Annotated in this window: 20 protein-coding genes, 1 tRNA gene and 3 pseudogenes; 12 read left to right on the top strand and 12 right to left on the bottom strand. The window is 43.4% G+C overall.

Going from position 1 to position 21,030, the window contains the following annotated elements; translation table 11 throughout:
* The first annotated feature begins 121 nt into the window (after positions 1–121).
* Positions 122–2,656, top strand: a complete 2,535-nt coding sequence (locus GQR42_RS25420) for a glycogen/starch/alpha-glucan phosphorylase (protein ID WP_158202095.1) — start codon at positions 122–124, stop codon at positions 2,654–2,656.
* A gap of 85 nt (positions 2,657–2,741) precedes the next feature.
* Here the strand turns inward: GQR42_RS25420 and GQR42_RS25415 are convergent.
* A tRNA-Asp gene (locus GQR42_RS25415) sits at positions 2,742–2,815 on the bottom strand.
* A gap of 250 nt (positions 2,816–3,065) precedes the next feature.
* On the opposite strand from GQR42_RS25415, the gene GQR42_RS25410 reads away from it, so the two are divergent.
* Both GQR42_RS25410 and GQR42_RS25405 read left to right on the top strand, forming a co-directional pair.
* On the top strand, positions 3,066–3,281 hold the full coding sequence (locus tag GQR42_RS25410; RefSeq protein WP_004268854.1) for a hypothetical protein: 216 nt from the start codon (positions 3,066–3,068) through the stop codon (positions 3,279–3,281).
* Positions 3,282–3,304: 23 nt separating this feature from the next.
* Positions 3,305–3,817, top strand: coding sequence for a TolB family protein (locus GQR42_RS25405; RefSeq protein WP_158202094.1), 513 nt, complete (start codon positions 3,305–3,307; stop codon positions 3,815–3,817).
* 7 nt (positions 3,818–3,824) lie between these two features.
* Here GQR42_RS25405 and GQR42_RS25400 read toward each other — a convergent pair whose 3' ends face one another.
* The 5 genes from GQR42_RS25400 to GQR42_RS25380 all read right to left on the bottom strand — a co-directional run bounded on the left by GQR42_RS25400 (position 3,825) and on the right by GQR42_RS25380 (position 7,739).
* A complete protein-coding gene (locus GQR42_RS25400; protein WP_158202093.1) occupies positions 3,825–5,168 on the bottom strand; it encodes a DUF3370 domain-containing protein in 1,344 nt (447 codons plus the stop codon).
* A gap of 766 nt (positions 5,169–5,934) precedes the next feature.
* Positions 5,935–6,330: a helix-turn-helix domain-containing protein gene (locus GQR42_RS25395; RefSeq protein WP_158202092.1), complete on the bottom strand. Its 396-nt coding sequence runs from the start codon at positions 6,328–6,330 to the stop codon at positions 5,935–5,937.
* Positions 6,314–6,613, bottom strand: coding sequence for a type II toxin-antitoxin system HigB family toxin (locus GQR42_RS25390; protein WP_158202581.1), 300 nt, complete (start codon positions 6,611–6,613; stop codon positions 6,314–6,316). The genes GQR42_RS25395 and GQR42_RS25390 overlap by 17 nt, the downstream gene beginning before the upstream one ends.
* A gap of 474 nt (positions 6,614–7,087) precedes the next feature.
* On the bottom strand, positions 7,088–7,468 hold the full coding sequence (locus GQR42_RS25385; protein WP_158202091.1) for a clan AA aspartic protease: 381 nt from the start codon (positions 7,466–7,468) through the stop codon (positions 7,088–7,090).
* Positions 7,469–7,472: 4 nt separating this feature from the next.
* A complete protein-coding gene (locus tag GQR42_RS25380; protein ID WP_158202090.1) occupies positions 7,473–7,739 on the bottom strand; it encodes a hypothetical protein in 267 nt (88 codons plus the stop codon).
* A gap of 316 nt (positions 7,740–8,055) precedes the next feature.
* On the opposite strand from GQR42_RS25380, the gene GQR42_RS25375 reads away from it, so the two are divergent.
* Both GQR42_RS25375 and moaA read left to right on the top strand, forming a co-directional pair.
* On the top strand, positions 8,056–8,178 hold the full coding sequence (locus GQR42_RS25375; RefSeq protein ID WP_199273364.1) for a zinc ribbon domain-containing protein: 123 nt from the start codon (positions 8,056–8,058) through the stop codon (positions 8,176–8,178).
* A gap of 338 nt (positions 8,179–8,516) precedes the next feature.
* A complete protein-coding gene (gene moaA, locus GQR42_RS25370; RefSeq protein ID WP_158202089.1) occupies positions 8,517–9,506 on the top strand; it encodes a GTP 3',8-cyclase MoaA in 990 nt (329 codons plus the stop codon).
* Positions 9,507–9,510: 4 nt separating this feature from the next.
* Here moaA and GQR42_RS25365 read toward each other — a convergent pair whose 3' ends face one another.
* On the bottom strand, positions 9,511–9,696 hold the full coding sequence (locus GQR42_RS25365; RefSeq protein ID WP_158202088.1) for a PCP reductase family protein: 186 nt from the start codon (positions 9,694–9,696) through the stop codon (positions 9,511–9,513).
* A 114-nt stretch (positions 9,697–9,810) separates the two neighbouring features.
* A complete protein-coding gene (locus tag GQR42_RS25360) occupies positions 9,811–10,398 on the bottom strand; it encodes a Uma2 family endonuclease (RefSeq protein WP_158202087.1) in 588 nt (195 codons plus the stop codon).
* A 225-nt stretch (positions 10,399–10,623) separates the two neighbouring features.
* Here GQR42_RS25360 and ftsY point away from each other — a divergent pair, with 225 nt between their 5' ends.
* From ftsY to GQR42_RS25340, 4 genes and pseudogenes are all read left to right on the top strand, one after another.
* On the top strand, positions 10,624–11,958 hold the full coding sequence (gene ftsY / locus GQR42_RS25355; RefSeq protein ID WP_158202086.1) for a signal recognition particle-docking protein FtsY: 1,335 nt from the start codon (positions 10,624–10,626) through the stop codon (positions 11,956–11,958).
* A 94-nt stretch (positions 11,959–12,052) separates the two neighbouring features.
* Positions 12,053–12,802: a metal ABC transporter ATP-binding protein gene (locus tag GQR42_RS25350; RefSeq protein WP_158202085.1), complete on the top strand. Its 750-nt coding sequence runs from the start codon at positions 12,053–12,055 to the stop codon at positions 12,800–12,802.
* Positions 12,803–12,892: 90 nt separating this feature from the next.
* Complete coding sequence (locus GQR42_RS25345) at positions 12,893–13,309, top strand: DUF3119 family protein (protein WP_158202084.1); 417 nt, start codon at positions 12,893–12,895, stop codon at positions 13,307–13,309.
* Between the two features lie 81 nt (positions 13,310–13,390).
* A pseudogene (locus tag GQR42_RS25340) lies at positions 13,391–14,675 on the top strand (DUF3086 domain-containing protein).
* Between the two features lie 4 nt (positions 14,676–14,679).
* Here the strand turns inward: GQR42_RS25340 and GQR42_RS25335 are convergent.
* Positions 14,680–15,765, bottom strand: coding sequence for a tRNA (guanine-N1)-methyltransferase (locus GQR42_RS25335; RefSeq protein ID WP_158202083.1), 1,086 nt, complete (start codon positions 15,763–15,765; stop codon positions 14,680–14,682).
* Positions 15,766–16,034: 269 nt separating this feature from the next.
* On the opposite strand from GQR42_RS25335, the gene aqpZ reads away from it, so the two are divergent.
* Positions 16,035–16,796, top strand: a complete 762-nt coding sequence (aqpZ, locus tag GQR42_RS25330; RefSeq protein WP_233271170.1) for an aquaporin Z — start codon at positions 16,035–16,037, stop codon at positions 16,794–16,796.
* Between the two features lie 37 nt (positions 16,797–16,833).
* On the opposite strand, the gene tsaE is transcribed toward aqpZ, so the two are convergent.
* Positions 16,834–17,304 carry a tRNA (adenosine(37)-N6)-threonylcarbamoyltransferase complex ATPase subunit type 1 TsaE gene (tsaE, locus tag GQR42_RS25325; protein WP_158202081.1) on the bottom strand — a complete coding sequence of 157 codons (471 nt, stop codon included), beginning with the start codon at positions 17,302–17,304 and terminating at the stop codon, positions 16,834–16,836.
* Between the two features lie 935 nt (positions 17,305–18,239).
* Here tsaE and GQR42_RS25320 point away from each other — a divergent pair.
* Positions 18,240–18,755: pseudogene (locus tag GQR42_RS25320) on the top strand (RNA-guided endonuclease InsQ/TnpB family protein); the annotation flags it as partial.
* A 219-nt stretch (positions 18,756–18,974) separates the two neighbouring features.
* Positions 18,975–19,400, top strand: a pseudogene (locus tag GQR42_RS25315) (RNA-guided endonuclease InsQ/TnpB family protein); the annotation flags it as partial.
* A 47-nt stretch (positions 19,401–19,447) separates the two neighbouring features.
* Here GQR42_RS25315 and GQR42_RS25310 read toward each other — a convergent pair.
* Together GQR42_RS25310 and GQR42_RS25305 are read right to left on the bottom strand one after the other, a co-directional pair.
* A complete protein-coding gene (locus GQR42_RS25310; RefSeq protein WP_158202080.1) occupies positions 19,448–20,047 on the bottom strand; it encodes a hypothetical protein in 600 nt (199 codons plus the stop codon).
* A gap of 157 nt (positions 20,048–20,204) precedes the next feature.
* Positions 20,205–20,816 carry a calcium-binding protein gene (locus GQR42_RS25305; protein ID WP_158202079.1) on the bottom strand — a complete coding sequence of 204 codons (612 nt, stop codon included), beginning with the start codon at positions 20,814–20,816 and terminating at the stop codon, positions 20,205–20,207.
* Between the last annotated feature and the right edge of the window lie 214 nt (positions 20,817–21,030).

Raw genomic sequence — 21,030 nt, 5'->3', positions numbered from 1 at the left:
ATCACCTTAACCTGATCATTACTACACCTTAATCTTAGTCAAGATTTAAGCTTTTCTTGATAAAATTTGAGGACAGATTATTTTAGACTAAGAGCAGTCAATCTTCAGTAAAAATGCTCCTATGAATCCATCTCCAGAGTCAACTTTTGTTTGTCCGATTATCATCGAAGACGACAGAACAGGATTAGACACAGAAACTATCCGACGGGCTTTAAGGGATAATTTACTCTATATTCAAGGTAAATTACCAGAATTAGCCAGCAAAAACGATCTTTACCTGGCCCTGGCCTATACAATCCGCGATCGTTTATTGCAGCGTTGGTTAACCACCCAACAAACCTATCTAAAAAAAGATATCAGAACCGTTTGTTATCTCTCGGCCGAATTTTTAGTCGGTCCCCATTTGGCTAATAATTTAATCAATCTCGGTATCTACGAACAGGTGGAGAAAGCTGTCAGCGAATCGGGATTAAAACTAGAAGAATTAATTGCCCAGGAAGAAGAACCAGGGTTAGGAAATGGTGGTTTAGGTCGTTTAGCTGCCTGTTATCTGGATTCCCTTTCTACCCTAGAAATTCCCGCTATTGGTTACGGTATTCGCTACGAATTTGGTATCTTTGATCAAGAAATTCACGACGGTTGGCAGGTGGAAATAACCGATAAGTGGTTACAGTATGGAAATCCCTGGGAAATTGCCCGACCGGAAGCGGGAGTAGAGGTAAAATTTGGCGGTTATACCGAATCCTATACCGACGAAAATGGTAATTATCGCAGTCGTTGGATTCCCGATTATGTAGTCAAAGGAATTCCCTACGATACCCCAATTCTCGGCTATCGAGTTAACACCGCTAATACCATGCGTCTATGGAAGTCAGAAGCTTGTGAATCTTTTGATTTTGGTCGTTTTAATCGCGGCGATTATTACGGTGCGGTGGATAATAAAGTTCACTCGGAAAATATCAGTAAAGTTCTCTATCCTAACGATGAACCAATTCAAGGCAAAGAACTACGTTTAGAACAGCAATATTTCTTTGTTTCCTGTTCCCTACAGGATATGATTCGTATTCACTTACATGAGAACCCCAGTCTCGATAATTTTCATCAAAAATGGTCGGTACAATTGAATGATACTCACCCTTCCGTCGGGGTAGCTGAGTTAATGCGCTTGTTAATTGATGTGCATCATTTCGATTGGGATAAAGCTTGGTTTATTACTCAAAATACCTTCTCCTACACCAATCATACTCTTTTGCCAGAAGCTTTAGAAAAATGGCCCTTGAGTATTTTTGGTCGTCTTTTACCGCGATTAATGGAAATTATCTACGAAATTAACCATCGTTTCTTGGATAAAATTCGCATTATTTATCCCCATGATGACGGCAAAATGTCCCGTTTATCTATAATCGATGAAAGCGGCGAAAAATACGTCCGTATGGCTCACCTCGCCTGTGTGGGTTCCCAGGCAATTAATGGGGTGGCAGCCCTCCATACAGAATTACTCAAAAAAGATGTTCTGCGCGATTTCTATGAACTTTTTCCCGAAAAGTTTAGCAACAAAACCAATGGAGTTACTCCCCGGCGCTGGATAGTTTCTAGTAATCCCCGCTTGACTGTTGCGATTACAGAAAAAATCGGCGAAAATTGGATTAAGCATCTGGAGGATTTACGCGGTTTAGAAAACTATGTCGATGATGGTGGATTTCGGGACTATTGGCGACGAATTAAGTACGATATTAAGGCAGATTTAGCCAATTATATCAATCAAAAAGTCGGCATTAAAGTTGATCCCAGTACCCTCTTTGATGTACAGGTAAAACGCATTCACGAATATAAACGGCAGCATCTCAACGTTTTACATATCGTCACTCTCTATCATCGCCTCAAAAATAATCCCAATCTCGATATTACCCCCCGTACCTTTATTTTTGGTGGTAAGGCAGCCCCGGGTTATTTTATGGCGAAATTAATCATTAAATTGATTAATTCTGTGGCAGAAGTGATCGATAATGATCCGACGATTGGAGGACGTTTAAAAGTGGTTTTCCTACCCGATTATAATGTCACCTTCGGTCAACGGGTTTATCCAGCTGCCGACTTGTCTGAACAAATTTCCACGGCTGGGAAAGAAGCTTCGGGAACTGGTAATATGAAATTCTCCATGAATGGTGCCTTAACTATCGGCACTCTTGATGGGGCAAATATCGAAATTCGTGAAGAGGTGGGGGCGGAAAATTTCTTTCTTTTTGGCTTGACAACCGAGGAGGTTTATGCTAAGAAAGCCGCTGGTTATAATCCCCAAGAATACTATTACCATAACGAAGAATTGCGGGCAGTATTAGACCTCATTGGTTCGGGATTTTTTAGCCGGGGTGATAGTAGTTTATTCCGCCCGCTTGTGGATAATCTTATCTACGATGATACCTATATGTTACTGGCCGATTATCAGTCCTATATCGACTGTCAGGAAGGAGTCGGTCACGCTTATAAAGATCAAGAACATTGGAGTCGTTTAGCGATTCTTAATGTGGCCCGCATGGGTAAATTCTCTAGCGATCGATCGATTCGGCAATATTGCGAGGAAATCTGGCGGGTACAACCGGTAAAGATTGAATTACCCGATTATACTCAAGCTAATGCTGGTTTATCGGTAAATTAGAACAAATCTAGGCAGTAGGATTCTGTTAATTTATCCTACTGCCTACAGGATAGCCAGCCATGGGCGACTCTAATCTAGACTTCTACGGGATTGACGGGGCTCGAACCCGCAACTTCCGCCGTGACAGGGCGGTGCTCTAACCAATTGAACTACAATCCCATTTTTGCGACAATTCTGATTGTAACTTCATCATTAGGGTTATGTCAAGCACCTCTGGGAAAATTTTTTTGAGGGAGAGGGAAGTGGGGAAGTGGGGAAGTGGGGAGAGGGGGAGAGGGGGGAAACAATTCATAACTGGGTTTTTCAAGTTGAATTGGTATCAATCCTGAAGTAAAGCCAAAAAATCCCCAATTAGGGAGAGATACTCTTTACCATGGGATTGTAATTAAGCTTGTTGGGAGCCTGAGCTATGACTAACCCGAATTCGATCGAACAGCTATCGCAAGAATTACTCGATCTAGACCAAGTAGATGCCGATACTGGGGCAGATTTGCGGCAAAAAGCCCAAGAAATCCTCGCTGAAACCAGTATTGACTTACCGATTCGAGAAGCGATCGCCGATAGTCTCAGTCAAGGTAATCAACTACTTACCCTCAAAACCGTCGGCAGGGAAGAAAGTTATTAGCACATTTGGGGTCAAAAGTCAAGATGAAAGAAAAAATTTTTTTTGTCTGGCTGGGGCGATTTTTGGCCTCTTTTGGGCTGTTATCGGGGATAAGTGGCTGTAATTCCCCTCTTTTGATCACTCCTCAAGTTCCCGTCGGTGGTTTAAATAGTTTTGCTCCCGATCAATTCCCCAGTTATAGTGCTGATGGTCGCTATTTAGCCTTCGCTTCCGATCGCTCCGGTCGTCGTAGTATATATTTATTCGATCTGCAAGAAAAGCGCCTAGTTAATCTTCCTAACCTAAATCGTGGCGATTCTAGCCAAGATCAGCCATCTCTGAATGCTGACGGTCGTTTAATTGCCTATATCTCCAGCGAACGCGGTAAAAGTGATGTCATGGTTTATGATCGTTCCAAGTCCCGTACAACCCTGTTAACCGCTAACCTGCGGGGAAGCGTCCGCAATCCCACCATTAGCGGTGATGGTCGCCAAATTGCCTTTGAAACCAACCAAGACGGTCAATGGAATATTGCGATCGTTAACGGCCAATTTTAAACTTGTTCTACTCGGTCTTAATCGTTAAGACCTGCGGAGGAGTGGCATCTGGTGGATATAAAAAATTTACCTGTACTATATGCCAATCCCCGGGAGGAATAGTCAGAGTCACTAAAGATTCTCCCTCTTGTCCGCGTCTTTGGACGAGATGGAAAAATCTGCTTTGTGCTTGTCCTTGGTCATCGCTATAATTGACGGCTACCGTTCCCCGAAAAAACACCTGTGGGGCAGCCGGATCGAGAAAACGCAAACCCTGCCCAATAATATCCTCTTTAATCGGTGTTTCTAGCGCAATAGTCACCGTTTTCGCCTCATTACTTCGATTAAACAGAGGTAAACTTAACCTATATTCCACACCGTAATTACCATGAGCTTGATAGGCCGTATCGGGATAGCGAACTAACATACTAGCACTTTGATTTTGTGCCGTTCCCAGTTTGCCCCCGGGTAGGGTGCTAATCCCATAGGCTATAGATTGACCAGAATCAGGAATATTTAACCATAAAGAAGCTCGATCGACCAATCGGGCAGGCCAAGCTGAACCTTGGGACACCCCCGCTACCCGTCCATAAATTATCTGTCCTTGACTATGGGGAGGAGTGGGCGCTCGATCCCGCGGAGTCGATAAATCGCCTTTTTCCAGCAAATTTTGCCACTCTGTCAGATTTGGTGGTCTTTCTTGCCCATTTTCGTCTAGAGGTGCATAAAGAGCTAAACTAGCAGCGTAGAGAAGACCGTCACTTTCCAGACGGAGATAAGTGGATCTACCGTTTAAAGGGGGAGTCAAATCGCGCACGGGAATCGCCGCATTTAAGACCATAAAACTCTCCCCCGCCGGAATAATAATCCTATCGGGAAAAATATCCTGACGCTGCCCCATTAAAATATCCCCCATTACCCGACTTCCCGGCCCAGCAAAAACCGTCCCCTGATTATTTTCCACTTGTGCCGGTAAATCGATAAAAGCTGCCTCGGGTTGACTCAAATAACTAGCTCCTTGCAGAATTTTAACGGTCACGGGATTAGGACTGGGATTGTGGAGTAATATACCCAGATAAAGGGTGCGTAAATTATCGGGAAAATTCCCCCTCGCTATATGGTGGGCAAAAATATCAAAGCGTCCCTGAAAAGCATAATTTAAATGGGCCGAGGGGAAACTTTTCTCTTGGGGGGGAAAGGTCGAAAGCAAAATCCCTTCTTCTAGCAATAATTCGGGACTATTGCTATTAAAAACGGGAACTTGATCTAGTTGATTCGGTAAAGGACGCACCTGCGCCGGTCGAATTATTTCTACAATAGGAGGAGTTTGGGCAATGGGTAACAAAAAAGGTAACATCACAGAAATTACCATCTCAAGATAATTAATTTTTGATCATAGCATTATTGGCTCGCTCAATTTAGATAGTATTCTGTTTGTCCATATCTAGAGGATTGGTTAATATTTCTTTCGGGGGTTAGCCGACCTTTTTAGTTAAGTACAATCAAGAAAAATTGTCAAACTTCCCAATCATTATTGGCTCTTGCCATTGACCAAATCTATTGTCATCATAGACTAAAATCTAGATGTAGCCGTGGTTTTCTCGAAACTTCGCCCGATGTCTAGATATCGATCGAGCCAGAATTGTGATGATAAATTTATTATTGTCCCCGATTGGACACCCCCTCTTAACCTGCCAAGTTTTGTTAATTAAGGTCTGCTGAATAAATCTAAAAACCTTGTTGGATAATACTTTTAGACTTTTTTCCCATCAAAAAGTGCCTTAGCTAAAACCCTACACCCCACACCCCACACCCCACACCCTGCCCCCAGGGAAAACTTTTTGCTGCAGACCCTAATTAAGCCTGTAGAAATTAACTGCCAATGGCAATGGCATACAGGGAGAAAAGCTCAAGACTTAATAAATAGGGTTTGCAGCAAAAAGTACGGGCGAAGCATTCGGATAGAAAATCTCCGGTTTCACCGATAGGTTATTGCCCGAATGCTTCGCCCCTACAGGACGCGGGCCGATGAAGATGCAAGGTTTTGAACCACGATTCTCTCAAAATCTTGCACCTGTTTCGCTCGTAAAGCCCCAAAACCCTTACTTTGCATACATTTCACATTTATTCAGCAAGCCCTAAATAAATAAATCAGCAGAGACAGAAAAGAAACCTGCTAACTTTTTTGCCTGTTTCTTACTAATTTGTCGCTTCCCATTAAGAATTTCTGAGACAATCCCACTAGAACCAATCCCTGCCCTGACTAAATCCGCTTGAATCAAACCCCTTGCCTCCATAAGGGTTTGAAGTATTGAAACAGGAGTAGAAGCTGACCCAGGCTGAAATCGCGCTTCCTCATATATCTCAATCAGTACTTCCCACACATCCAGAATTTGTTTCTCTAATTCATTGGGATTTTGCTTAAAAAAAAGTTGTTCAGCGATCGCCAAGGCTTGGTTGTATTGCTCCTCCGTTTGAATAACAAAGGGAAGCATTGAAGTTTCTACGGTCGAGGGATTAAAAGTAAGGGTCATTTTTCCAATCCTCCTGGTCATATTCAGCATGGGTCAAAACATACTTGATGTAAATTCTGTTTTTTTTATAGTTAATCCCGACAATCAAACGATAACGATTACCTTTGAGATTAAAAACCGTAAAATTGCCGACAGGATCAGCTTTTGGGAAAACCTGACGCACATCATTAATACTGAGCCATTGTGAACTTTTGGCAATTCGATACCAGTCATCTAAAGGTTTTTTCAGGTCAGCGTGCTTTTCAAATGCCTCCTGAAGCGTTTTATAGCTGATAATCCTCAAAACGATTCCCCAGTAGGCTAACAAAGAGCAAGTTAAACTCTCTTTTTCATACTCTCATTATGAGAGGGAGCTTGTCAAGGGAAAATTTTTCTGCTCAACTTGCGATCGCACTTGCTCACCACCAAGCGATCGCCCATTCAGCCAAATTTCACAGTACAAAGGTTGACGCAAGTATCTAGTAGATATCGCATCAGAATAGCTCCGGCTCAGGGGGTGGGAGGAGTTCGTTACGATAGGACTCCAACGGAGGGAAGTTAGGGATTCCTTAGAAGTTGAAAATACGGGTTAAGGTTTCAGTGGATAATGTTGCCATTTTGATTGGTGAATTTTTGACGATTCTCTGTTAACTTAAATCCCAAAATGTCAGCTAGGTTAAACGAATCGCAACCCAACCTACAGGCGATCGCAGATTGCGTATTGCGCTCACAATTTCATCAGTCCGCTCCAAGCGCTGGTTAGACAGTGACCCACCGATCAACGTAAACTGCTCAATGCCTGAATTGTGACCGTACCACCTTCGATTGCATCAAGCTGCATCCGATAGCCGTAGAGTAAACTCATACCAACCAAAGGTTCTGTATCAGATTCGTTTATATCAATTCGCCGCAACTCTCCGTCCCAAATAACTAAACCACGATACACATCGAAAACACAAGTGCTTCCATCCCCCAGGATTCCCTCTTCACGTCTATATGCCCGTAAGTTGAGATCGGCAAGCACTGAGGAAGGCAGGGTCAGAAAACCTGTAAATCCTGTATCAATGACAGCATCGATCATTTGCCTCTGTGAATCTACATTGCCTAGGACCAGTCGGATTGTCGCCTCGCAGTTTTGATCAACAATTCCTTGCATCATAGAGTTATTGCAAACGACCTACACCAAAGCGATGAACTCCTCTATGACCAATCCGAACGCACCAGATTTGAGCGTCAGGGCAACGGTCGAGCAATCGATCTGAAGCAGTCATCGTATCTTTTGCCAGTTCAAAGGCTCCACTTTCAATGTCAATCGCTACAATCCTGCCATGATTACCTTCCTCAACTTGAGGACGCACCAGAGATTCATAAATCTCATTCCCACGCTGAGCAAATTCTTCTTTACTATAGCGAAGCTGCTGAACTGTCATAGGCTTTGACCTCGTAACAACACTACTCCTAGTATTCTACCCTGAACGAGCACCCGTTTGCCTCGATGTCTAAGTTAGATACCTAGCAAAATCCCCCTCAAGATATCATCAGCAAGATTTCTCCGTATGTCTTTAGCGGCTCTTTTAGAAATCTCTTTTCCAGTTTTGCCTTTCACAATTTTGACAAATCGGCGAGACAAGTGATCTTCATCATTGCTTACAACACCATCATTGTTTGCATCCAGAATTCTAGTAAAAAAATCTCGCTCAGACTAACTCACTTTGCCATTACTTCTGACAGAAAACATGAAAAACGATAGCTTGTAATAATTGCTTAAATCGTCTTGATAGTTTGAGTTTAGATATTCGTAGCTGGCAATGTCCTAGGTGTGGAGAAAACCACGATAGAGATATTAATATATCAACACCCTACCTGTAAGCATCCCAACGAAAAGCTAATGCGCTCCGGGGTTTGGGGAATAGAACCCCCCAAAAGCTGGGATTGAGTGATAAAATCGGAGGTAATGCCCGGTTTTATCAGAGGGTTTCCCTTTAAAAATCCCAACTTGGTCGATTTACAACAATGAGATCTACCCCATCAACACCGCTAAGAATATTCGAGATCAAGGTTGACGAATTTTGGCGGTAGGACATACCGCTTCGTCCCTGCGAGTAATACCGAGTAAAGGCACTGCTTTTGCAAGGCATCTCCCCGTGAAAGAAGCATCCCCACGCTTTTAGGCAACGGGATTGTCAAAACAGTATTTCCCCGTGAACATGAACCAAATTGACTATCTCAGGATTAGTTTAATCGATCGCTGTAACTTTCGCTGTCAGTATTGTCTGCCTGAAGGTGCAGAATTGGCCTATGTTCGACCGCAAGACTTACTCACCCGGGAGGAAATTCTTACTTTAGTCAAAAATGTCTTTATTCCCCTCGGTTTCCGCAAATTTCGTCTTACTGGTGGGGAACCTCTCTTACATCCCGAAGTAGTGGAGATTGTGCGCGATATCGCCTCTTTATCTGCCACTAGCGATTTAGCCTTGACCACTAATGGCTATTTACTTGACAATTTAGCCGAAATGTTGTATGAAGCCGGACTAAGACGGATTAATATCAGTTTAGACTCCCTCGACCCCGACACTTTCGATAAAATTATCGGTAATCGCGGCCGGAGTCGTTGGCAAAAAACTTGGGCAGGTATTCAAGCAGCCCAGAGAGTGGGTTTTGACCCCTTAAAATTGAATGTGGTGGTGATTCCGGGGATAAATGAGGCAGAAGTGGAAGATTTAGCGGCTTTGACCATCGAGAAGCGTTGGCACGTCCGTTTTATCGAGTTTATGCCCATCGGTAACGGTGATTTATTTCAAGAAAAAGCTTGGATTGCGAACGAGGAATTAAGAGGGCGAATTCGGGCAAAATGGGGCTTAAATGAGGGTCAAGTGCGGGGAAATGGTCCAGCCGATGTTTTTCAAATTCCGGGGGCTAAGGGTACAATTGGCTTTATTAGTCAGATGTCGGAGTGTTTTTGCGATCGCTGTAACCGCCTACGTCTCTCGGCCGATGGTTGGTTGCGTCCCTGTCTCCTCAACGAAACTGGACAAATTGACCTAAAAACTGCCCTCCGTCAAGGAATTTCGCCAGCAGAAATCAGGGAAAGAGTGCGGGAATTAATAGAAATGAAAGCAGAAATAAACTTTAAACTGCGTGATTCCGGCACATCAAGCGGCATTTATACCCGTACTATGTCCCAAATTGGCGGCTAAAAATCTACTGTCCGAATTCTACTCTAGCCTGTTCTACCATTTCCACGGTAACTCGATCGGAACCGGCATGACGAGCTAATTCTTCTATCCTTTGACGCGCTTGGGAACGAACGAAATAGGGAATATTTTTCAGTTTTGCCTTTGCTTCTGGGGTCCATTGTAATTGATCGGAAAAATCTAGATCGTCCATAGATTTAACATATAGTAGTCCGTCTATTATACCAAAAAAGATTAGCTATTTATTGAAAAGCTGATGAGATGATTAGTTTCTTGATAGCGACTCTTTTTCACTTTTCTCTTAATTTTAGGTTTCTGCTAGGTCAAAATTGACTCTTTGATATAAATCTTGAAAAGAAATCTGCCAATCTACCGACACCAATTGTAAAACCGCATTTTCCCCCGTGACGAAATCAATTAACCATTGATCATCCTTTTGTTTATAGTAACGTTCTACACTATAACTATATTGTTCAATCAGAATATATTCCTGAAAAGTTGGCAAGGAACGATAGAATTTAAACTTATCCCCTCGATCATAAGCTTGGGTAGAATTAGAGAGAACTTCGACAATAATTAAAGGATTGATCACGTTAGATTGACTATTCCCTTGATAGAGAGGTTGACCTTTAATCACCATCACATCGGGATAGGTGTAAATGCTATAATCTGATAGCCATAAACGCACCGTTTCCATGTAGGTATAATAATCTTGATTATTGATAGTCAGAGGAAATCTTCGATAGAAGTTTCCGGCAATCTGATTGTGATTAGTGGTGGCTCCTACCATGGGGATAATTTCTCCTTGACGATATTCATTTTTATCTTCCGACGTTTCCTCTAGGGCGAGATATTCTTCGGGAGTATAATATTTAGTTTCGGTAGTGCTTAACATTTTTGACTCTCCTTACTATTCTATTTTCTAGGGTACAGCATTTCCCTAAAAAGAGATAAAGTTATCCTTGAGCAAGGTTATCAATTGAGTTACTCGGATCATATTTTTCTCTTAATCTCTGGCAAAAAATGCTGAGAAATCCACAATTAAAAATCTAACTATCAAAATTGCTCACGCCAAGGGTTAAGATAAACTAGATAAATAGTTTTATGTTTAGTTTCTCCTATGTTTAACTGGTTCCGTCGTCAGAAAGTCCAACCCGAACAAGAACAAGCACCCCCCGCACCCGCAGAGGAAACCCCCAGCGAGGCAACCAGTCAGGAAGATTATTTAGATTGGGCCAAAAAAGCCTTTAAAAATATTCAAGAGAAAAAAGCCACGGCCGAGGCCGTCGTGAGCGAAACCCCTGAAACATCTATTGCTGAAACGGAACCTCCGCAAGAGGAAGAAGCAGTTAAAGAAGAAGAAACCGAGGATAATACCCCCGCATGGCTGAAAAAATCCGATCGCCTCGAAATTCTCAAAGAAACCGCCATCGAAACCCCCACAGAACCGGATGAAGATTTTATCTGGTCGGCCAAAGTTTTAGCCAATCAGGGAAGACAAGCAGCGGACGTTTCGGAAGAAGAAATCACCTGGTTAAAAAAATTGCGTCAGGGTTTAGGCAAAACGCGCCGCAGCTTGGTCAATCAGCTTAAGGCCGTGGTCGGTCAGGGTCCCCTCAATCAAGATGCGGTAGAGGAAATCGAAGCTTTATTGCTTCAGGCCGATGTGGGGGTAGATGCCACCGATTATATTATCACTACCCTCCAAAATAAGCTAAAACAGGAAGCTTTGCCCCCCGAAAAAGCGATCGAATATCTCAAAGAAATTATCCGCGAGATTTTAGATGCACCTTTAGCCAATTATAGCAACCCCGGTTTTGAGCCAGAAAAAGGCAAATTAAATATCTGGATGCTCACAGGAGTTAACGGAGTCGGTAAAACAACGACTATCGGCAAATTAGCCCATTTATCTAAACAATCTGGCTATAGCTGTATCATCGCCGCTGCCGACACCTTTCGCGCTGCTGCCGTGGAACAGGTGAAAGTTTGGGGAGAGCGATCGCAAGTTGAAGTAATTGCCAACCCGGGCAAAAATACCGACCCGGCCGCCGTGGTGTACGATGGCATCGAGGCCGCTAAATCCAGGGAGATAGAATTACTCTTAGTGGATACGGCGGGAAGATTGCAGAATAAAAAGAACTTAATGGCTGAATTAAGCAAAATTCGCCGCATTATCGACAAAAAAGCCGATAGTGCCGTGGTGGAATCCCTTCTAGTTCTCGATGCCACTTTAGGACAAAACGGCCTGCGACAAGCAGAAGTTTTCTCGGAAGCTGCCCAATTAAGCGGCGTGATCCTGACTAAAATCGATGGTACAGCTAAAGGGGGTGTCGCCCTTGCCGTAGCGCGTCAGCTTAACCTACCGATTCGCTTTGTCGGTGCTGGGGAAGGAATCGAGGATCTGCGGCCCTTTTCCAGTTACGAATTCGTGGAAGCTTTACTGAGTGGCGATTGATCTCACCCTAGCTGTCTTTCATAATCTTTTCATGGTTGCTTCATAATTGTCTCATTTTTAGTTATGCTAGAACTGGAGACTCAGGGTAACAACTATGCAAACGACAATTACAGTTAGTCATCTAGGAGTAGATTATCGCGGCGTGGAAGCCCTACGGGATATCACCCTGAAAATTCATCCAGGACGATTAACTGGTATTATCGGTCCCAACGGTGCGGGCAAAAGTACCCTGATCAAAGCCATGCTAGGATTAATTCCCGTACAACAGGGAAGCGTTAACTATCAAGGGCAATCTCTACAGCAACAACTGGATAAAGTCGCTTATGTTCCCCAAAGATCTCAAATCGACTGGACCTATCCCGTCACCGCTTGGGATGTGGTAATGATGGGGAGAGTCAGAAAAACGGGTTGGTTTCGTCCTTTTTCCCATATTAGTCGTCAACAGGCTTTAAATGCCCTAGAACGGGTGGAAATGGCTGATTTGCGCCATCGTCCCCTCGGTCAGCTGTCGGGGGGACAACAGCAAAGAGTCTTTTTAGCCAGATCTTTGGCCCAAGAAGCGGAGATTTTCTGTTTTGATGAACCTTTCGTTGGGGTAGATCAAAAAACCGAGGGCATCCTTTTTAATATCTTTGGTGAGTTAGCCCAAGAAAATAAAATTGTCATGGTGGTTAATCATGATTTAGGCGAATCTATCACCCATTTTGCTGATTTAATCCTCTTAAATAAAGAATTGATCCTCGCCGATCAACGATCTCAGGTCTTAACCGATTTTAATCTCCAGCGCGCCTATGGGGGTAAAGTCTCCTTCTACGATGCCATGACACCACCAGATCATTCCTGATCTAGTCTCGATTATCTCGATCGCCTGTCGAAAAACAATGGGATAAACTAGAAGTGAAGATATTTTGGCTGACTGCCGATAGGGACACCGATGAAAACTATTTCCCCGCAAGAAGTAACAGGAACGATCGAACTGGCTCCTAACTATCGAATTCCCCTGTTTTTGGTAATTTTATCGCTGCCTTTACTCTTTTTACAGGTCTGGATCGGAATAATTTTCTCCCTGTTAGGGCTATTCTTGATGTTCCAGACTACCCGCATTCGCCTCCAGTTTACCCCCACTTGCTTAGATGTCTATCTATCTGGGCAACAAATTCGCTCTTTTCCCTACCAAGAATGGCAAAATTGGCGGATTTTCTGGAATCGAGTCCCGATATTATTTTATTTCAAAGAAATTAACAGCATTCATTTTTTGCCCATTATCTTTGACAGCGCAACCCTGAGACTGTGCCTCGAAAAATACTGTCCTTTAGCAGCATCGCCAGCGATCGACTCAGAAGCGAACTAAGATTGAGATAAAATAAAATCTAGCTAATAGCGTCTTAATTACCTGCCTTAGCCCTCTGTTCGCTCTGCATTTCTAAAGCCGATGAATTCAGAAGATTTTAATGTTTTACCCCTTGACAAAATGACAGACTTACCCAATGAATCTGTCGAAGAATTTAGTTTTGATGATCTCTGGAACGATCGCCCAGTAGAGAATCCCCTACCATCGGCAATCGCCCCCGAAGGCGAATTAGTTCCCACAGCCCAAGCACAACCCCTACGAGCAGAAATCGAGGCTCTGGAACGGCAAAAACAAAGCCTAGAGGCAGAAATCTCGGCATTAAAAGCGGAAAAAGAACGCTTGATCGCCGAGGAATTGGGGGATATCAAAGCTCAAATCGAAAGAATGCTCAAGGAAGGCGTAAAAGACCTAGAACAACGCCAACAGGCTTTAGAATTGGCGATCGAACAGTTAGAACGCCGTCGTGAGCGGATTCGGCAGGAAATGCGGAGTAATTTCGCCGGAGTCTCCCAGGAGCTAGCCGTGCGGGTTCAGGGATTTAAAGACTATCTGGTGGGCAGTTTACAGGATTTGGCCGCAGCCGCCGAACAGTTGGAATTACCCCGTTTTGAAACCCCCGAAAAATCCCCCCGCTCCGTGGAACCTCCCCTGCGAACAGAACGGCAGCAAAACCCGCGCCCATCCCGTGGCAGTCAAGGCCGGGATGATCGCGAAGAAAGTCCCCGTCCCCCCCCGTACCAGTAACCAGGGCCGGGATAATTGGCAAGAACCCCGTCGTTCTAACCGTTCGGGTTATGAATCGGAACCGGTGGGACAATCTACCCCTAGACAGGGCTTTTCTGACCAAAATCAGCGCATCCAAGCTCTTTTAGACCGTTATCGCAGTCGTCCTGACTATTACGGTCCCCCTTGGCAACTACGGCGCACTTTTGAACCAATTCACGCCGAACGGGTGCAACAGTGGTTCTTTAAACAGGGGGGCCGGGGTACTGTTCGCGGGATGGGCAGCCGTCTCCAGAATATTCTGGTGGCTTCGGCAATTATCTCGATTATGGCGGAATTACAGGGCGATCGCTTCCGTTCTCTAGTTCTGGCTAATAGTCCCGAACGTTTAGGCGAATGGCGGCGCGGTCTCCAAGATTGTCTCGGCATTTCCCGCGCCGATTTTGGACCAGACCGCGGCATCGTTCTCTTTGAGTCTCCTGAAGCTTTAATTCAAAAAGCGGAACGTTTAATCGAGGATAAGTATTCACCGCTCATTATCATCGATGATACCGAAGAACGGCTCAATTTCGCTCTTTTACAATTCCCCTACTGGTTAGCTTTTGCCCCTGAACCCCAACAAAGTTCTAGTTATTGGTATTAACTAATTAGTCCTTGAGTAGTGCGATACATTGGGCTAAAGAAGCGTTGGTTTTCAGCGCTTGCGGGTTAATATGGGTGGCAGCGGCTCGATAACCTTGTTCCAAGAGAGCTGCAATTAAATCTTCCCTTTTGGGTAGATCTAATTTTCCTCTTCTACCAATTTCCCGAAAGCTATAAAAATAGGGAGGAAAATCGTTTTCTTCCCTCATTATTTCTAACAATTTAACCACCTTTTTCCACTGCCATTGATGAGCTAAATCTGCCATCTTTTCTAGATAAAGGCGATCGTGTAAACTGCCTAACCACAAGGGTCCAGTTAAAGTTAAAGGTTGCCCATCCCCAGAACAAACTATCTTGCCTAACTTCGGCCAAGGCAGCGATTGATATTCCCCGCAACTATGACAATAACCGAGAAAACCGTAGTTATGACTATTTAATTGTCTATTAGCCGTTAACCGCACCATCACCCGATAACTTTGACCAAAAAAGAAAGAAAAAATCGGCTTAATTCCTAAACCTAACCGGGCTGATTCCAATTGCAAACCGGCGATAATTAATCTTAATCCCTGTTCGTGGGCAGCTGGATGATTGCGAGCATAGGCTCCATAATCAGCTAAACTATTTTCTAAATTATGGCCCGTCAGCGTCCGTCCATCGGTATTAGTTAGATAAATTAAACCACCGATTTTAGTGGCTAAAGGAATAGCACTGAACAGAGATGCAGGGGAACCAAAAGCATCAATATCAACTAGATCGTAATGGTCTTTTTCAAGATAACATTCTAGAAGAACTTCTTGAGCAGATTTATAGGTTATTTTGCCTTTTTTCTGTTGTAATAACTTCTCTAAATTAGCGGCTAAAGTGGGCTTAATTTCTGGATTCCCATCATTAACCCACAGCCAATCCGCACCACTTTCTAACCAATACCTGAGCGCTCGCACACCAGAGCCGCTCATTACCTCTAAAACGCGCAAACTGCCCCGATCTTTTTTGACAATTGCCGCCGCTAAAACTCCTAAATCTCGGACGATTTTACTCTCCGGTCGATAAAAAGTATTGTTGATATTAAATATCGCTTTTGCTTCCTGCATCGCTCATCTCATAATTAGCACTCGGCGGCAAGGGTCAGACACTGCCAAAATCCATCAGACATCAAGATAGAAGATAAATCTAAAGAAAGTGTGAAATTATCAAAAATTCCTGATTTTTTTACTATTATATCCCTAAAAAGCTGATAGTTTCCCCATGAGAACGGCAAATTGAAGATCAAAAAATAACTATTTTTTAAAATCTTATAACAGTTTAATCCGGTCTGATGGGAGATAACCTAAAAGCAAAATCATTCAACCTTGATATAGAGATGAAAAAGTATCTAGCAGAGTTCATCGGGACGTTTTGGCTCGTTCTCGGCGGTTGCGGTAGTGCCGTTTTAGCGGCAGTATTTGTAGGTAAAGCCAAGAGTGTCGTAGATGGTGCTGATTTTAATATCGATCTGGGGATTTCTTTTGTGGGTGTCTCCCTCGCCTTTGGTTTAACTGTCCTCACTCTTGTCTACGCTTTAGGGCATATTTCGGGGGGACATTTTAATCCCGCCGTTTCCTTCGGTCTCTGGGCAGGTAAACGCTTCCCCGGTTCGGAACTACTTCCCTACATCATCGCTCAAGTTTTAGGGGCGATTTTAGCGGCAGTAATTATCTACATTATTGCCAGTGGTCAACCCAGTTTCGCTCTGGGAGGCAGTAACCCTCTGGCCACCAATGGTTACGGAGAACATTCTCCCGGTGGTTACAGTTTATTCGCCGCTTTGGTCACGGAAGTGGTCTTGACCTTCATGTTCTTAATTATCATTTTAGGCTCTACTGATCGACGCGCTCCGGCGGGTTTTGCTCCCATCGCTATTGGTTTAGGATTGACCTTAATTCACTTAATTAGCATTCCCGTGACCAATACCTCCGTTAACCCCGCTCGTAGTACCGGTGTTGCTCTTTTATGCGGTAATATGGCTCTCGTTGGTCAATTATGGTTATTCTGGATTGCTCCCATTGTTGGGGCCTTGGCGGCGGGTTTCCTCTACAATAGTTTCTTTGAAGAAACTTTAGAAGAAAGACGAGTTAGAGAATAAGTGGAAAGTTACCGCTAAAGTTTGATTGCTTCAAGAGTCAAGTGCTGATAGCGATTCCTGTGGGGTCGCTATTTTTTTCGTCCCCACCGACAAAATTGAGCAGCGCTCGTCGTCCTTGCTCGCCTCGATCGAGTAAAGTAATCTCTAGATAATTGTCTGGCAAAAAAGTTAAACGTTCTGACCATTCGATCGCCACTATCCCTAAATCCACCTCGATTCCCTGCCAATAATTTTCCAGGTACAGCGCCTCGATATCTTGACCCTGCAAACGATACAAATCCAAATGATACAAAGGAAGGCGGCCTTCGTTATATTCGTTAACGAGGGTGAAGGTAGGACTAGCTATAGGCTCTTTAATACCCAATCCTAAGCCAATTCCCTGTACTAAGGTGGTTTTTCCCGCTCCCAAATCGCCTTTTAATAAAATTACACTGCCAGAGGCCAAGGTTTGCCCCAGTTTTTCGCCTAAATTGACAGTAGCTTCTCGATCGGGCAAGTCGATAATCATTTTTTTCCGCTAGGATGCCAATTAATCACTAGACCTCTTGTAAAAATCAAAAATTGTTGTTAGGGTTAGGATTCAGTAGCCAGTAGTCAGTAGTCAGGAGAATTAAGAATAAATAATAATCAGTTAAATGGTCTATTTACATATTTTAGGCCATTTAATCCTTATTTTTGCCGTTTTTGAACCCTGAAAAATTAATTAGCTCTGGCTGAATAAATCTAAAAACCTTGTTGGGTAAGACTTTTAGACCTTTTGTCAATCAAAAAGTACCGGACCTGGGAGTGATCGGGGGGAAAATTCAGGGACTTTTTCCCTGAAAATTAGGTAATTGACCTCCTCAAAATCGCTAAAACCCTACACCCTACACCCGTTACAGTAGAGCAGGAAGTCGCCTTCTCACCCCCTGCTTCAAAACTGGACTTACGACTTTCGCCGTATCCGGCTCCTGAGTAACTAGGCTACTGTCATTAGTAGAATGATAAGTATCTAAGCACAATTAATTACACATCTAAGCCACTACTCCGTCAGACTGCTGCTGTGATCAGTAAACAGTGAACTGAAAACTCAAATCCGATCCCTAATAGCTGTCTCCCGTCTCGGAGTCTCGGAGTCTCGGAGTCTCGCAGTCTCGACTAGGAAATTAATTTTGCACGACTACTTATGACCATTGATTGTGGCTTAGACTTCCTAGTTACCCGCCCTTTGTTAGCAGCTCTTTGATATTACTCAAAGCCTTGGCTTTTGAGGGCATCCTCTCCCTGTATTGACTTGCGGATGGTTTCCTGCTGCCCAGAACGGGCAAACGCCAGGTTACTTCGTTCCCTATAGCCATTGGTTGAACCGTTAGGATGATACTGTCCACCGGGAGCAACAGGAATGCCTTACTGATCGTGGTGTGAGCTATCAGCCCCAACTCTGTTAACTTTTGTTTCGAGCCTGAAGGCTACCCTAAGTTTAAAAAACATTCCCGTTCCGTTGAGTATAAAGTATCTGGATGGAAGCTATCAAAAGATAAACGTCATATTACCTTTACAGACAAAAAAGGTATTGGCACTCTTAAACTGATTGGCTCTAGAGATATTAATTATTATCAACCAGACCAAATTAAACGGGTAAGAATCCTTAATCGTGCTGATGGTTATTATGTGCAGTTTTGCCTTAAATTAGACCCCAGAGACACGGTTAAACCTTTAACACCTTCCCAGAAAGCCACTGGGATTGATGTGGGATTAAAGTTTTTCTTAGTAGATAGCGAAGGCCATCAAATTGATTGTCCGAACTACTATCGAAAAGCTGAAAAACAATTAAACCGATTAAATAAAAAAAAGTCAAAGAAATACCGTAAGGGCAAAAAACAATCTCGTAATTATCACAAAGCGAGAAAGCGATCTGCTCGGAAACATTTAAGAGTAAGTAGGCAACGAGAAGAGTTTGTCAAGAGTGTGGCACTCCGTTTAGTTAGGGCTGGCTGAATAAATGTGAAATGTATGCAAAGTAAGGGTTTTGGGGCTTTACGAGCGAAACAGGTGCAAGATTTTGAGAGAATCGTGGTTCAAAACCTTGCATCTTCATCGGCCCGCGTCCTGTAGGGGCGAAGCATTCGGGCAATAACCTATCGGTGAAACCGTAGATTTTCTATCCGAATGCTTCGCCCGTACTTTTTGCTGCAAACCCTAGTTAAGTCTAACGACTTAATCGCGTATGAAGACTTAAATATCAAAGGCATGGTTAAGAATCGTCATTTAGCGAAGTCGATAACCGATGCAGGATGGTCTGTTTTTAGGCAATGGCTAGAGTATTTTGGGGACAAATACGGCAAGTTAACTATAGCTGTCTCACCCCATAATACGTCTCAAAATTGTGCTAATTGTGGGCAAAAAGTCCAAAAGTCGCTATCTACTCGAACCCATGTTTGTCCTGATTGTGTATCCACAGATTGTCGAGATAGAAACGCCGCTTTAAACATCTTGCAAAAGGGATTAAGTAGCGTGGGGCGCACGCAAACTTTAAACGCTTCGGGAGAGATTCCCTCTTGGTTGGTTGGAGAAATCCTGCTGGCTAACGGAGACTCAATGAACGAAGAATCCCCGTCTCTTTAGAGCGGGGAGCGTCAAAACAACCCAATAGCGAGCTACAAGATCTGCGATCACTTTCTGGCTTTGTGGATAGCACTCCCTAGCATTAAACCCCCAAGGGTAATATAAACAAGAACGCTGCTGGATTCTGAAGTCGTTCTTTTAGATGCAACACGCATCTGAACAAGAACATCATCGTCATCATCATCTACAGTGAAAGATGCAGCGTCATCAAGATGAGCTAAGAAGATATTAGTATCTAGTAACTCAAATGTATTTCCTCCGAAACCAAGGCTATTATCTAGATCTGAAAAAACTATTTGTGAAGCAATATCTGTGCTTCCAATTGTAGCGAAAAAACTTTGACCATTCCAGTTAGTTAAAACTGCCAGTGGAATTGGTTGATCTGGATTAAAAGACCCCCAAAAAACCTCACTGTTTGTTGATGGATTATTCGGCAATCCTGAAAGAACTGGAACAAAGTTTTCTGAAGTAGTCCCAAGACCAAACTCAGAATTGGCACCAGCACCACCTCCTAAGGATTTAACGTAAATATCAACCTGATCAGGAAATTTAAACTCTGCTGCATTGCTTGGATTAGTAATACCGCCAACGAATAAAGCAATAGCAAAAGTAAATAAGGGATATTTGGGGTTGCGGGGATTGAACATTTTTGTTGCTCCTCAAAGATTAATTCTTTTTTTTGTTGTTCGTTATCTTTTGTTCCTTGAGAACAAGGTTCATGCTTTTAGTTTGACCAGTGAGCAAAAATTGCCCCGTCGTCTGGAACAGGCGAACCAAAAGATTCGCCCGCCCACTCCCAACTAGTTAAATAAGCTGAACATCTAAAGAGACAGCAAACCCTGCGGGGCGATTTTCAATGGTTGCGAATTGTTGCCCAAGAAAACTTAACCCACCTGTTAAGCTATTGTAGTTAAATTGGCTAAGGCTACTAGCATTAAATCCGGACTTACTGATTTGGATGACATCGCCCTCTATCCACTGAAAATCCTTGATTACGTCAACTCCTTCTAGAAGAGAACCGAAAAAAAAGGCATCGGCACCAGTGCCGCCAGTGAGGATATCATTGCCATAGCCGCCATAGACAAAGTCATTCCCAGCGCCTCCTAATAGAACATCGTTGTCGGCTCCGCCAAAGAGATAATCAGTGTCGTTTCCGCCTGATAAAGTGTCAGCACCTGCTTCGCCAATGAGCAAGTCACTACCGTTTCCGCCGAAGACATTGTCATTTCCAGCGCGGCCGAAGATGTTATCTGCACCATCTCCACCATCAATGTAGTCGTTGCCTATTCCACCGTCGATGTAGTCGTTGCCCCCTTGGCCGTAAATGCTATCATTCCCTTCATTCCCGTAAACGGTGTCATTACCGAAACTGCCGAACAAGAAGTCATTGTAAATTGTACCGTTGTAAACTGGCATTAGCTGTAAACTCCTGTGAATTAATTAAGTTGATGATTCAAGTCAAACATTCAGATCAAATAACATTCAATAGATACTGAATAACAAATTGGTATCAGTCAACAACTATAAATCACTCTAAATGGCTCTAAATAACCGTACATAACTTTAAATAACAATTAATAACAGTGCTTTCTCTTTCTCATAAAAATATTGACAAATCAGAGGAAATGAT

The sequence above is a fragment of the Microcystis aeruginosa FD4 genome (assembly GCF_009792235.1).
Taxonomy (GTDB): domain Bacteria; phylum Cyanobacteriota; class Cyanobacteriia; order Cyanobacteriales; family Microcystaceae; genus Microcystis; species Microcystis viridis.
The sequence above is the reverse complement of the archived record's forward strand: the minus strand, read 5'-3'. Positions and strand labels throughout refer to the sequence as shown.

Bases quoted from the DNA above. Each gene is read 5' to 3' on its own strand.
- GQR42_RS25420 (WP_158202095.1), top strand. From the start codon at position 122: ATGAATCCATCTCCAGAGTCAACTTTTGTTTGTCCGATTATCATCGAA.
- GQR42_RS25410 (WP_004268854.1), top strand. From the start codon at position 3,066: ATGACTAACCCGAATTCGATCGAACAGCTATCGCAAGAATTACTCGAT.
- GQR42_RS25405 (WP_158202094.1), top strand. From the start codon at position 3,305: ATGAAAGAAAAAATTTTTTTTGTCTGGCTGGGGCGATTTTTGGCCTCT.
- GQR42_RS25400 (WP_158202093.1), bottom strand. From the start codon at position 5,168: ATGGTAATTTCTGTGATGTTACCTTTTTTGTTACCCATTGCCCAAACT.
- GQR42_RS25395 (WP_158202092.1), bottom strand. From the start codon at position 6,330: ATGACCCTTACTTTTAATCCCTCGACCGTAGAAACTTCAATGCTTCCC.
- GQR42_RS25385 (WP_158202091.1), bottom strand. From the start codon at position 7,468: ATGATGCAAGGAATTGTTGATCAAAACTGCGAGGCGACAATCCGACTG.
- GQR42_RS25380 (WP_158202090.1), bottom strand. From the start codon at position 7,739: ATGACAGTTCAGCAGCTTCGCTATAGTAAAGAAGAATTTGCTCAGCGT.
- moaA (WP_158202089.1), top strand. From the start codon at position 8,517: ATGAACCAAATTGACTATCTCAGGATTAGTTTAATCGATCGCTGTAAC.
- GQR42_RS25365 (WP_158202088.1), bottom strand. From the start codon at position 9,696: ATGGACGATCTAGATTTTTCCGATCAATTACAATGGACCCCAGAAGCA.
- GQR42_RS25360 (WP_158202087.1), bottom strand. From the start codon at position 10,398: ATGTTAAGCACTACCGAAACTAAATATTATACTCCCGAAGAATATCTC.
- ftsY (WP_158202086.1), top strand. From the start codon at position 10,624: ATGTTTAACTGGTTCCGTCGTCAGAAAGTCCAACCCGAACAAGAACAA.
- GQR42_RS25350 (WP_158202085.1), top strand. From the start codon at position 12,053: ATGCAAACGACAATTACAGTTAGTCATCTAGGAGTAGATTATCGCGGC.
- GQR42_RS25345 (WP_158202084.1), top strand. From the start codon at position 12,893: ATGAAAACTATTTCCCCGCAAGAAGTAACAGGAACGATCGAACTGGCT.
- GQR42_RS25335 (WP_158202083.1), bottom strand. From the start codon at position 15,765: ATGCAGGAAGCAAAAGCGATATTTAATATCAACAATACTTTTTATCGA.
- aqpZ (WP_233271170.1), top strand. From the start codon at position 16,035: ATGAAAAAGTATCTAGCAGAGTTCATCGGGACGTTTTGGCTCGTTCTC.
- tsaE (WP_158202081.1), bottom strand. From the start codon at position 17,304: ATGATTATCGACTTGCCCGATCGAGAAGCTACTGTCAATTTAGGCGAA.
- GQR42_RS25310 (WP_158202080.1), bottom strand. From the start codon at position 20,047: ATGTTCAATCCCCGCAACCCCAAATATCCCTTATTTACTTTTGCTATT.
- GQR42_RS25305 (WP_158202079.1), bottom strand. From the start codon at position 20,816: ATGCCAGTTTACAACGGTACAATTTACAATGACTTCTTGTTCGGCAGT.